The organism is Vibrio sp. Isolate23, assembly GCF_022398095.1.
Classification (GTDB): domain Bacteria; phylum Pseudomonadota; class Gammaproteobacteria; order Enterobacterales; family Vibrionaceae; genus Vibrio; species Vibrio coralliilyticus_A.
This window is the reverse complement of the sequence record NZ_JAKEUV010000002.1, coordinates 25,613-38,983: the sequence shown is the minus strand read 5'-3', so window position 1 is coordinate 38,983 and position 13,371 is coordinate 25,613. Positions and strand designations below refer to the sequence as shown.

Genomic DNA, 13,371 nt, shown 5'->3' with positions numbered 1-13,371 from the left:
TAAAAGCGAGCTACCAATTAGCTCGCTTTTTTTATTTAAATAATTAACGTGATATAGATCAAAAAATTTCGCTTATTCAGATTTCCGCACCTAAGCTTATAGAAAAGAGTGAGGGATGCGATATGAGATGGATTGGAATTCTACTGACTTGTATAAGTGTTTCTGTGTTCGCAAGCGAAACCAGAGATAACAGCGATTTGACTCAATTCGATCAACCATTCTTACTTGGGGATTGGTACCTTGTGAACCCAACCCCAGAACAATCAGAAGAAAATTTCTTAGCAATCAAACTTAGTCTCGACTCCAACTACAGTTTCCAAATTGATATTCAAAAGCGCGATTACTCTGTGGATCATTGGGAGGGGCTTTATGCGGCAAATGAAGATACGATAATTCTTGGTTTAAACACGTCTGAGCCGCAAATATACAATTACAGCAGTAACCATAATATGCTTAACCTTAATGGCGTGGTTTTCACAAAAGCTTTATCTAATTCACTTGCCGGTATGTGGTCTAGTGCTCAGCTAAGTGGGCATGAAATGATTGCAAGCGAAGTGCAACGTATGGATCTTATTTTGCAGCCAGATTTTGTGTTCATGTTTAGAGTCAGCAATGAAGAAGGTGATGAAGCAATCCATAAAGGTGTTTATTACACAGAAGGTGAGCATTTAGTTTTACTGTATGAAAATGGTGAGCATGAAACGAGATACAGCTTGAACAGTGATATTTTGACATTAGAGATGGAAGAAGGTGCACTTTATGCTGTTTTGAATCGAGTCAGATGATATAACAAGCATTAAAAGATGGTGATTATTTAGACGTATAATTTGAAAATACTAACCACAGCAGCTGAAAAGCGAGGTATTTAGACATAATACCTCGTTTTTTTAATTTTCTGAGGTTAAGCTAGCTGAAAAGAAAGTAGCAGTGTTTTTAAATAACAACATACTCACCAAGTGCTCTTGTAGAGCAGTTCACAATGTATTACATCTAGTCAGAAGGATTTCGACATGGCTCAAACACCTCAAGCCAAATACCGTAAAGATTATACCTCTCCATCACACACTATTTCCGACATTGATTTAACCTTTGAGCTTCATGATACCGCAACTATAGTCACGGCGGTTTCTCAAGTTAAACAAATGAAAGATCAAAGCACGCTTCGCCTTGATGGCGAAAGTCTCAAGCTAGTGAGTATTTTCGTTAATGGTGAAGCTTGGGCTCGATTTGAAGAGCTTGAAGGTGCATTGGAGATCTCTGCTTTACCTGAAGAATTCGAACTAAAAATTGTTACTGAGATTAATCCAGAAGAGAATACCGCTCTGGAAGGATTATATAAGTCTGGTGGTGCATTTTGTACGCAATGTGAAGCGGAAGGTTTCCGTCGTATCACTTACTACATGGATCGTCCTGACGTTTTGGCTAAATACACCACCAAAGTCATCGCGGATAAATCCGAGTACCCATTCTTGTTAAGCAATGGTAACCGTATTGATGAAGGTGAACTGGAAGGCGGTCGTCACTGGGTTCAGTGGCAGGATCCTCATCCTAAGCCAGCCTATTTGTTCGCATTGGTAGCCGGAGACTTTGACGTTCTTCGTGATAGGTACGTAACAAAATCAGGTCGTAATGTTGAGTTGGAGATCTTTGTTGATAAAGGCAATCTGGATCGTGCCCCTCATGCAATGACGTCTCTTATTAACTCAATGAAGTGGGATGAAGAACGTTTTGGGCTTGAGTATGACCTAGATATCTACATGATTGTTGCCGTTGACTTCTTCAACATGGGGGCAATGGAAAACAAAGGCCTGAACATCTTTAACTCTAAATTTGTTTTGGCAAATGAGCAAACGGCAACAGATACTGACTACCTAGGTATTGAAGCAGTCATTGGTCACGAGTACTTTCACAACTGGACGGGTAACCGAGTGACGTGCCGGGACTGGTTCCAATTGAGTTTAAAAGAGGGCTTAACGGTTTTCCGTGATCAGGAATTTTCTTCTGATTTGGGTTCTAGAGCGGTGAATCGTATTAACAACGTACGAATTATCCGTGGCCCACAATTCGCGGAAGATGCGAGCCCTATGTCACATCCAATTCGCCCTGAAAAAGTTATAGAAATGAACAACTTCTATACTTTAACGGTATACGAAAAGGGTAGTGAAGTTATCCGAATGATGCACACACTGCTGGGAGAGGAAGCCTTCCAGAAAGGTATGAAGCTTTACTTTGAGCGGCACGATGGTACTGCGGCAACCTGTGAAGATTTTGTCGCGGCTATGGAAGATGCATCAGGTGTCGATCTGAAACAATTCCGCTTATGGTACAGCCAATCAGGTACACCAACGCTATCCGTCACAAGTGAATATGATTCAGCGGCACAAACGTATTCGCTTACTGTTTCTCAGCACACTGAACCGACTCATGAGCAGCAAGAAAAGCAGCCGCTTCATATTCCATTTGATGTTGAGTTGTATGCGGAAAACGGTGATGTCATTGAGTTACAATGTAACGGTGAAAAAGTCGATAATGTTCTTAACGTTACCGAAGCTGAGCAAACCTTCGTGTTCGAAAACGTATCTGAGCAACCAGTACCGTCCTTGCTACGTGAGTTCTCTGCACCAGTTGTTCTGGAGTACGATTACAGCGATGAAGAACTGATTTTCCTGATGGTGCATGCGCGTAACGAATTTGCTCGTTGGGACGCTGGTCAAATGCTGTTAGCAAAATACATTCGTAGTAACGTTGAAGCAGTGCAAAACGGTCAAGATGTTGAACTGTCTCCAGCGCTAATTGATGCCTTCCGAGGTGTCTTACTATCAGACAAGCTTGAACCAGCATTTATTGCTGAGATGATGGCATTGCCAAACCACAATGAAGTATCCGGTTGGTACAAGCAGGTTGATGTAGACGCTGTTGCTAAAGTGCTTAAATCCATCAAAATGAAGCTTGCTTTCGAGCTAGAAGATGAGTTTGGCGCGCTTTATCACAGCTTGACGCAGTCAGAATATACGATTGATCACGATGCAATCGGCAAGCGCTCTTTGCGAAATACAGCTTTGGCGTATCTTGCGTATACAGATCAAGGCAACAGATTAACTGAAAAACAGTATTCTGAAGCCAACAATATGACAGATACGATTGCAGCGATGAGCGCGGCGAACAGTGCCCAACTTGAATGCCGTGAAAAATTAATGGCTGATTACAGCAATAAGTGGAAGCATGATGGCTTGGTCATGGATAAATGGTTTGCTTTACAGGGTTCAAACCCAGCGGAAAATGTGCTGGAAGTCATCAAGGACACGATGAGTCATGAAGCGTTCAGTTTGAAAAACCCGAACCGAACTCGTAGCCTCGTTGGATCTTTCCTGAATATGAACCCAGTGCGGTTCCACGCTAAGTCCGGTGAGGGCTACAAGTTCACGGGTGAGATTCTAAAAGAGCTGAACAGCAGTAACCCGCAAGTCGCTTCGCGCCTGATTGATCCATTGCTTAAGTTTCGTAAATACGATGAAGAGCGCCAAGCGCTAATTAAAGCAGAGCTTGAAGCACTCAAGTCAATGGATAACTTAGCAAAAGACCTGTTTGAAAAGCTCAATAAAGCACTAGAATCCTAGGGCTTTAATAGAAACAGTAGCGCCACACAGCGCTACTGTTTATTTATACAGTTATTTTGTGAGTGTGAACAAACCGTTACTTTTTTAATCAACACAAATGAATCACTACTACTTTTCACTCAACATCTCTTATCAATCTTTTCTAGCTCATTACAGTGGAGCTGCAAGCAACGTTTTAGTGATAACTGATAATGGTTTACGCTTACAATTGCCTGCATCGAGGTTCAGACCTTTTCTTAGTCAAATCGGCCTTAAAGGGCGCTTTCGTTTAACAACTGACCAAAATAACAAGTTTATTAAGTTAGAAGTTCTGTGAGCAACTGATTTTATAGGAGTTTAAATAGTGCCTTAGTCACATTATCGAACATTTCACCTCCTACCACACCTAAAAGAATTAACTATTTATCAATAAAGCTTTTACAATAAAGCGGCATTACCCGTGTTAAGCACTATGCTTACAACATCCCCCAAATATATATACAATTCTAATTGTGGAGTGTGATTATGACCGCGCGTGAAACTCTGATGCCGGTTCTGCTTGAAAAGGTCTACAAACTGATTCAAGACAAACTCGAGCTTGCTCATCAACCCCTAGTCACTCAACTTGCTCAGCATTTATTCAATAACATATCTCAAGACGATCTAGTCGAACGAAACGAATCTGATTTGTATGGCGCTGTAGTCAGCCTTTGGCACCATATTAATGAGAAAAAAGCAGATGATGTATCGGTTCGAGTTTTTAACCCGACCGTAAGCCGTCAAGGATGGCAATCCACACACACCATTGTAGAAATCGTCGTTCCCGATAGTCCATTCCTTGTTGATTCGGTAAAAATGGCGCTTAGCCGTTTAGATTTAGCTTCCCACCTTATGCTTCATGGCCCTACACAAATTGAACGCAATAAAAAAGGTGAGATCATAAGTATCAACGAAGGAGAAGGTGTTCTTCAGTCACTGTTCCATATTGAAGTTGACCGCTTAAGTGCGAAGGAGATGATGAGCTCGCTAAAAGAAGAGCTTTTGAAAATCCTGACGGATACCGCTCTAGTGGTGCAAGATTGGTTGTTGATGGTCGAGAAACTGGAAGAAGTAACGAACCAAGTTGAAGCGCATGAAGGCAAAGTTGATGTCGAACGTGATCGTTATGAGGAAACGATTAAGTTCTTACGCTGGTTAGGCGATCATAACTTCACCTTTATGGGCTACAAAGAATATGACTTGGTCAATGTGGATGGTGATACAGAGCTTCGTCCAACGGCTGATAAAGGGCTGGGGCTGTTTGCGAATCGCGATCGTGTCCGCAGCGTTAAGCTTTCTGACTTTCCAGATTCGGCACGCTTAGAAGCGAAAAAGCCGTTTTTGTTGATCATGACTAAAGGCAATACGCCTTCGCGAATTCACCGTCCGGCATATACGGACTACATCGGTATCAAGAAATTTGATAAAGATGGCAAAGTCATCGGTGAGCATCGCTTTACGGGTCTTTACACTTCAGCTGTCTACAATCAAAGTGTGGAAAGCATCCCATTAATCCGCGAAAAAGTAGAACGTATCCTAGCCGCAAGTGGCTACCGCGTAGGTTCATACTCCTATAAAGCACTGCACAACATCTTAGAAAACTATCCGCGTGATGAACTGCTTCAAGCCAACGAAGAAGAACTTCTTGAAGTGGGCATGGGCGTAGTGCAGATGCAAGATCGTGACATGCTTCGTTTATTTGTTCGCAAAGACCCGTTTGGTCGCTTCTTCAGTTGCATGGTCTACGTAACGAAAGATCGTTATAACACAGAGCTTCGTCGTCAGACTCAGCGAATATTAAAACAATATTTTGGCTGCGATAAAGAAGTAGAATTCACAACTTATTTCTCTGAAAGCCCACTAGCCAGAACTCATTACATTGTTCGTGTTGATAACAACAACATGGATGTAGACGTAAAAATGATTGAGCAAAACTTAATGGAAGCATCTTCAACTTGGGATGATCGCCTATCAGACGCGATTGTAGCGAACTTAGGTGAAAGTAAAGGTCTGCCTTTATCGAAAGAGTATCTACGTGCATTCCCTCGCTCATATAAAGAAGATGTTATGCCAGGTTCTGCGGTTGCAGATATCGAACGCCTTGAGGCATTGAGTGATGACAATAAACTAGGCATGCTCTTCTATCGCCCACAAGAATTGGGTTCAGATTCAAAGTCAGTTCGTCTGAAGCTTTATCATCGTGATGAGCCTATTCATCTATCCGATGTGATGCCAATGTTAGAAAACTTGGGTCTACGAGTTATTGGTGAGTCACCTTATGAGGTTCGTAAAGCGAACGGTCAGGTGTATTGGATCCTCGACTTCTCAATGCTTCATAAGAGTGAAAAGACAGTTGATCTTCGTGAAGCTCGTGATCGTTTCCAACAGGCGTTTGCCGCAATTTGGGCTGGTGAACTGGAGAGCGATGGTTTCAACCGCCTAGTACTTGGTGCTTCATTGACGGGGCGTGAAATTTCGATTCTTCGTGCCTACGCGCGTTACATGCGCCAGGTCGGTTTCCCGTTCAGTCAACAATATATTGAAGAAACGCTAAGCCATTACCCAGAACTAGCGAAAGGTTTGGTTGAATTATTTGCTAAGCGTTTTGATCCTAAATTTAAGGGCAGCCAGAAAGGTCAGACTGAACTGACGAGAAAGATCACGGAGCAACTTGATCATGTAGAAAGCTTGGATGATGATCGTATCATCCGTCGCTATGTAGAAATGATCACTGCAACGTTGCGTACTAACTATTATCAGCTAGACGCAAATAAGCAGAATAAACCTTGGCTATCGTTGAAGATGAAGCCGAGTGATATTCCGGAGATCCCGCAGCCAGTACCTGCATTTGAGATCTTTGTATATGCACCGGATATCGAAGGTGTTCATCTACGTGGTGGCAAGGTAGCTCGTGGTGGTCTACGTTGGTCAGACCGTCAGGAAGATTTTCGTACAGAAATCCTCGGCTTAGTAAAAGCGCAGCAAGTAAAGAATACCGTTATTGTGCCAGTCGGTGCAAAAGGTGGCTTTGTTTGTAAGCGTCAGCATACGTTGAGTGGTCGTGACGAGATTTTCGCAGAAGGCCAGCGTTGTTACAAACGCTTCATTCGTGCACTTCTAGATGTGTCAGACAACATTATCGAAGGGGAAGTGGTTCCACCTAAGAGCGTGGTTCGTCATGATGAAGATGATCCATATCTAGTGGTTGCTGCAGATAAAGGCACAGCAACATTCTCTGATTTAGCAAACTCAGTCTCCGATGAATATAACTTCTGGCTTGGAGATGCGTTTGCTTCTGGCGGCTCTAACGGTTATGACCATAAAGCCATGGGCATCACGGCAAAAGGTGGTTGGGAGTCTGTAAAACGTCATTTCCGTGAAATGGGGATTGATTGTCAGACCACAGACTTTACCGTGATTGGTGTCGGCGATATGGCTGGTGACGTATTTGGTAACGGTATGCTCCTATCTAAGCATATCCGTCTTCAAGCAGCGTTTAACCACATGCACATCTTCATTGACCCAAATCCGGATTCAGCGAAGAGTTGGAAAGAGCGTGAGCGCTTGTTCAAATTGCCTCGCTCAAGTTGGGAAGATTACGATGCGAAGCTGATTTCTAAAGGCGGTGGTATTTTCTCTCGTCGTGCGAAGTCGATTACACTAACGCCAGAAATTCAAAAAATGATTGGCACCAAGAAAGCTTCTTTGGCACCAAATGAGCTCATTAAGATGCTACTGAAAATGAAAGTCGATCTTTTATGGAACGGTGGTATCGGAACTTATGTGAAAGCATCAAGCGAAACTCACACTGATGTTGGTGATCGTGCTAACGATGTTTTACGTATCGATGGGCGTGACCTGCGCGCAAAAGTGGTCGGTGAAGGCGGTAACTTGGGTATGACTCAGTTAGGTCGTATCGAGTATGCATTGACCGGTGGTCGCGTAAATACAGACTTTGTCGATAACGTTGGTGGTGTAGATTGTTCGGATAACGAAGTTAACATTAAGATCTTCTTAAATGGTCTTGTTGCTAATGGTGATCTTACAGTCAAGCAGCGTAATAAGATTCTCGAATCGATGGAAGATGAAGTCGGTGAAATCGTACTTGATGATGCATATTGCCAATCTGAGTCTATTTCAGTAACTGAACAGCAGGGTACTTCTCTAGTCAAAGAGCAGATTCGCTTTATTCACGATTTAGAAAAAGCGGGGCACCTTGATCGTGCGCTTGAGTATATCCCTGATGATGAAACCTTACTGGAGCGAGAAAAGCTGGGCAAAGCATTAACTCGACCAGAACTCTCCGTCTTGGTCGCTTATGGCAAGATGGTTCTGAAAGAAGAGTTAGTCCATGATGATATCGCAAACGATGATTATCATGCTCAGCAGCTAGTTAATTATTTCCCTACTGAGTTACGCCGTAACTACTCTCAACAAATGGACAACCATCCTCTACGTGCTGAGATTATTGCAACAGCGCTTGCGAACCAGATGGTTAACGAAATGGGTTGTAACTACGTGACACGTCTACAAGAAGAGACAGGTGCTCACGTTGTAGATATTGCTAATGCCTATGCAGCTTCTCGCGAAATTTTTGGTTTAGGTGATGTACTCAAATCACTGCGCGAACTAGATAACCAAGCTTCAACAGAAGCTCAGTACGATATGATGTTTTATGTTCGTCGGACTTTACGTCGACTGTCTCGCTGGCTGTTACGTAACCGCACTGGCCGTCAATGTGTGAAAGCATTGATCGAACTTTATCAAGGCGATGTAGAAACGATCAAAGCCAAGCTTGACGATATGCTGGTTCCATCAGAAGTGGAAGAGCATAATGAAATGGCACAAGCATGGATTGAACAAGGTATCAGTCCAGAGATTGCCAACTATGTTTCTCGCTTGTCTAGTTTATACTCAGTACTGGATATTTCCACAGTGGCTAGAGAAAAAGGCAAATCAGTCGAGCAGAGCGCTAAGCTGTACTACAACTTGGGCGATCGTTTGTCTCTGCATTGGTTCTTGAAACAGATCAACGGGCAGGCAGTAGACAATCATTGGCAAGCGCTAGCAAGAGCAGCTTTCCGTGAAGATCTAGACTGGCAGCAACGCCAGTTGACCGGTCAAGTTCTGAGTTGCAGTTGTGCACCGGAAGATCTTGATGTGATGAAAGCACTGGATGATTGGATTGCCAATAATGAAGTCTCCCTTCATCGTTGGGAGAATATCCTTAATGAGTTTAAAGTTGGCTCGGTGCATGAATTTGCCAAGTTCTCCGTTGCTTTACGTGAATTGATGCTGCTTAACTTAAACTGTTCGGCTAACGAGTAATCAACACATATTTCGTTGAATTATTCGGTAAAACAGTCAATAATACAGCCCCGTTTATACGGGGCTTTTTTCTATCGGAGGCAAAATGCTTTACCGTCTAGCCAGAGCTGGCTTTTTTCAACTTGATGCCGAAAAGGCACATGATCTCGCAATTCAAAACTTCAAACGTTTCACAGGAACACCTCTCGATCTTCTTTATCGTCAACAACTTCCAAATCGTCCTGTTGAATGTATGGGTCTCACTTTTCGTAATCCTGTTGGCCTTGCCGCTGGCTTGGATAAAAATGGTGAATGCATAGAGGCTTTTGATGCGATGGGCTTTGGTTTTGTTGAAGTTGGAACTGTAACACCAAGACCACAAGCTGGTAATGACAAGCCGCGTCTTTTCCGGTTGGTGGAAGCGGAAGGTATTATCAACCGAATGGGTTTTAACAACTTAGGTGTCGATAATCTAGTTGATAATGTGAAGAAAGCAAACTTCGATTGTGTGCTTGGTATCAATATCGGTAAGAACAAAGATACACCAATTGAAAAGGGTGCCGAAGATTACCTAATCTGTATGGAAAAAGTGTATGAGCACGCAGGTTACATCGCGGTAAATATCTCATCGCCTAATACTCCTGGATTACGCTCACTTCAATATGGTGAGGCTCTAGATGAGTTGCTTTCCGAATTAAAAGTAAAGCAGGCCGAGTTAGCTGAGAAACACAATAAATATGTTCCGCTTGCACTAAAGATTGCACCAGACCTCAGTAACGATGAGATCAGCCAAATTTGTGATTCTTTACTGAAGAATAAAATCGATGGTGTTATTGCAACCAATACGACATTGGATCGCAGTATTGTCGAAGGTATGAAGCACGCAAATGAAGCGGGAGGTTTAAGTGGCCGACCAGTTCAATCTCGTAGCACGGAAGTTGTACGTCGTTTGCATGAAGAGTTGGGAGAGCAAATTCCCGTCATAGGGGTAGGTGGCATTGATTCGTACGTGGCTGCAAAAGAAAAGATGATGGCTGGAGCGCAACTTGTACAAGTTTACTCTGGTTTCATCTATCACGGGCCCGCACTTGTCAGAGATATTGTTAAAAACCTATAATCTATTAGTGACATTGTCACACGAGAAAATAGTTTGAAATTACTCGGTTTCTGAAGAGGGGATGATTTATCATTTCCTCTTTTTTTTTGCTTATTAGCGAATAGAATTTCGGTAAATGTATGGGAAGGTAATTGAGTGTTTTACCTGAATTAACTTTTACACGAGATTGGAATGATGCTTAAACCGAGTGACAAATGGACTTGGTACTATGATGACGCAGAGCAGCACCTAATGCTGGATCTGGGTGATGATATGGTATTCAAGACAAATCTTTCCAAAAAGTTGATTGTAGATTGTGCAATAGGTGTGAATGAGTTCTCCGTTGATGACGCATCTGCTTATCAAACCTATAAAGAGCAAATCGCCCATTTAGACCTTTCAGAACCTCGCCAAGCAGAACTTGCACTTTACTGTGTTGCTGCCAAGCGTTTCCATAAACCAGTACAGCCCAAGAGCTGGTTTTTTGATTGTCTCTCGAATGGTCTTGATACTCCTAAAGAAGGGGACTTTGTCCAGTTATCTAATAGCTACAGTGATGGATGCTTCCTGGTCCTGGAAGTAGGAGATAACGCAAGTCTATGCGCATCTATTAATTTGGACGCCTTTGTTCTTAATGGCGTGAAATCTCTCGCATTCGGTCAGGCAATAAAAGTGATGCATGACCGTATGGCTAATATTAACCATCTTTTCGCTGGTCAGACACAGCCCATGGCTCTGGTCAGCTAACCATTCGTTCCTTTGTTTCATTTCCCCGTCGGCCTGTGTGCCGACTTTTTTTTGCCTGCTCGCTCCTCTACATTTTCGTGTATTGAGAGGGTGCAGCCGTAATTAACCCATAAATTTTCGATTTAACTATCAATAAAATATTCCTATTATTGATGATAGCAGAGCTGCGAGTTGTTACTTATTCCCCAATTAGCCCAAAAATGAAACTTTATTACACATTAAACATGAATTGGTATAGTCCATATTTGCCGTGAATAAGCATTCACTATCACCTTAAGCCAAAAGATAGGTAGGAAATTGAAAAGACACTAATGAGTACTTTGGAATTTATGGATCAAATCAACATTGATGATGTTTTGCTCAATCAAGTGAATTGAGTGGGAGATTGACTCGGATTGGGCTAACGAAATTGTTATGGGACAGGTATAATGAAGGGTCATTTATCAAGAATTTAAAAACACTATGCATCAATATCTTGCGGTTACGTCCAACGGTTTGGAAAACTTGTTGGTTGAAGAGTTAACTAAGCTAGGGATCACTAATGCCAAACCTGTTCAAGCAGGGGTACGCTTTAAAGCATCAAATGAGCAGATTTATCGTTGTTGCTTATGGAGCCGCTTAGCGTCGCGTTTCGTCCGTGTGTTATCCGAGTTCACTTGTAACGATGATATGGATCTCTATCTAGCAACCTCTTCAGTGAACTGGGTAAACCAATTCCATAGTTCGAAGATGTTTGTTGTTGATTTCAATGGTACTAACCGAGAAATCCGCAATAGCCAATACGGCGCAATGAAAGTGAAAGATGCCGTAGTGGATAGTTTCGAGAAAAAGAACTTGCCAAGACCGTCGATCAGTAAAGATCGTTCAGATCTTCGTATCCATGTTCGCCTGCATCGCGATAAAGCGATTCTTGGCGTGGATATGGTGGGGGGCGGCCTGCACCAACGTGGTTATCGTCCTGAGTCTGGTCGTGCGCCACTTCGCGAAACACTAGCTGCCGCCATTATTCTACGTAGTGGCTGGAGTGCTGATAAGCCTCTGTTAGACCCTATGTGTGGTTCAGGCACGCTATTGATTGAAGCAGCCATGATGGCGGCGAACATGGCACCAGGCGTCAATCGTGAAAAATGGGGCTTTGAGTCATTAGAAGACTTTGAACCTGAGCTTTGGGCTGAGATTAAATCGGAAGCAGCAGTACAGGCGAGAAAGGGCGTCAAAAAAGTTGACACTAAGTTTTTCGGCTTTGACAACGATGCAAAAGTACTTAAAACGGCAAAAGACAACGCCCGTCGAGCAGGTGTTGATGCTCTGATTGAATTTAATCTTGGCGATGCCGCTCAAGTTAAACGTCCTAAAGAGTTTGCAGCAGGCGTTATTGTTTCAAACCCGCCATATGGTGAGCGTTTAGGGACGCATCCAGGCCTAATTGCTCTGTACACCGCATTTGGTGCCCAGCTAAAATCTGAATTTGGTGGCTGCCAAGCATCTATATTCTCTAGTTCTGACGAGCTTTTAAGCTGTTTGCGCATGCGTGCAGATAAACAGTTCAAACTGAATAACGGCGCGTTACCGTGTCACCAGAAGAACTACTCAATTAGTGATCGCCCAGTTGAGAATATAGGTGACAATGTCACAATGTCACTAATTGCCCCAGATTTTTCTAACCGCGTGAAGAAGAACATTGCCAAAATTGGTAAATGGGCGCGTAAAGAAAAGCTCGATTGCTACCGAATCTATGATGCAGACTTGCCAGAATACAATGTTGCGATTGATGTTTACCTTGATCACCTTGTGATCCAAGAATACGCGGCGCCAAAGAATATCCCAGAAGAGAAGGCTAAGCGCCGTTTAACGGATATCATTCGTGCAGCAATTCAAGTGACTGGTACGGAAGCAAATAAGGTTGTGCTTAAGGTCCGAGAGAAGCAAAAGGGACGCTCACAGTATCAAAAACTCTCCCAAGAATCTGAAACCATGCATGTTAACGAATATGGTGTTAATTTGATTGTCAATCTGCATGACTACCTCGATACGGGCTTGTTCCTTGATCATAAGCTTACTCGTCGCAAGTTGGGTGAAATGGCCAAAGGTAAAGACTTCTTGAACTTGTTTGCTTACACAGGTTCAGGTACTGTTCATGCGGCCTGTGGTGGTGCGAAATCGACAACAACAGTGGATATGTCTAATACCTATCTTGAGTGGGCTAAAGAAAACATGAAGCTTAATGGTCAGGTAGGGAGGCAGCACAAATTTGAACAGGCAGACTGCTTGCAGTGGCTAGAAAGTTCAAATTCACAGTTTGACCTAATTTTTATTGATCCTCCGACGTTCTCTAACTCGAAGAGGATGCAGCAAAGTTTTGATGTTCAAAGAGACCATATTCAGCTGATGAAAAATCTGAAGCGACTGCTACGTCCAGGTGGCACCATAGTATTCTCGAACAATAAACGCCAGTTCAAAATGGACATGGAAGCGATGAGTGAATTGAATCTCAATGCGAAAAATATATCGAGTCAAACTTTGCCGTTAGACTTTTCTCGCAATAAACATATTCACAACTGCTGGATTGTGACTCACACAGAATAG

7 protein-coding genes are annotated in these 13,371 nt (G+C 42.9%); all 7 read left to right on the top strand.

The features are described from left to right. Positions 1–122 precede the first annotated feature (122 nt). A complete protein-coding gene (locus tag L1D31_RS07255; protein ID WP_239836426.1) occupies positions 123–785 on the top strand; it encodes a hypothetical protein in 663 nt (220 codons plus the stop codon). Between the two features lie 225 nt (positions 786–1,010). Next, complete coding sequence (gene pepN, locus L1D31_RS07250) at positions 1,011–3,617, top strand: aminopeptidase N (RefSeq protein ID WP_239836425.1); 2,607 nt, start codon at positions 1,011–1,013, stop codon at positions 3,615–3,617. Between the two features lie 97 nt (positions 3,618–3,714). Beyond that, positions 3,715–3,933: a DUF2835 domain-containing protein gene (locus L1D31_RS07245; protein ID WP_239836424.1), complete on the top strand. Its 219-nt coding sequence runs from the start codon at positions 3,715–3,717 to the stop codon at positions 3,931–3,933. A 188-nt stretch (positions 3,934–4,121) separates the two neighbouring features. Continuing rightward, entirely contained in the window at positions 4,122–8,963 is a 4,842-nt protein-coding gene (locus L1D31_RS07240; protein WP_239836423.1) for an NAD-glutamate dehydrogenase, read from the top strand. A gap of 85 nt (positions 8,964–9,048) precedes the next feature. Next, positions 9,049–10,059 carry a quinone-dependent dihydroorotate dehydrogenase gene (gene pyrD, locus L1D31_RS07235; RefSeq protein WP_239836422.1) on the top strand — a complete coding sequence of 337 codons (1,011 nt, stop codon included), beginning with the start codon at positions 9,049–9,051 and terminating at the stop codon, positions 10,057–10,059. Between the two features lie 174 nt (positions 10,060–10,233). After that, positions 10,234–10,785 (top strand): cell division protein ZapC, encoded by a 552-nt coding sequence (locus tag L1D31_RS07230; RefSeq protein WP_239836893.1) that lies wholly within the window; start codon positions 10,234–10,236, stop codon positions 10,783–10,785. A 462-nt stretch (positions 10,786–11,247) separates the two neighbouring features. After that, the gene (gene rlmKL, locus L1D31_RS07225; protein WP_239836421.1) at positions 11,248–13,371 is read left to right on the top strand and encodes a bifunctional 23S rRNA (guanine(2069)-N(7))-methyltransferase RlmK/23S rRNA (guanine(2445)-N(2))-methyltransferase RlmL; all 2,124 of its coding nucleotides are present in this window, start codon (positions 11,248–11,250) and stop codon (positions 13,369–13,371) included.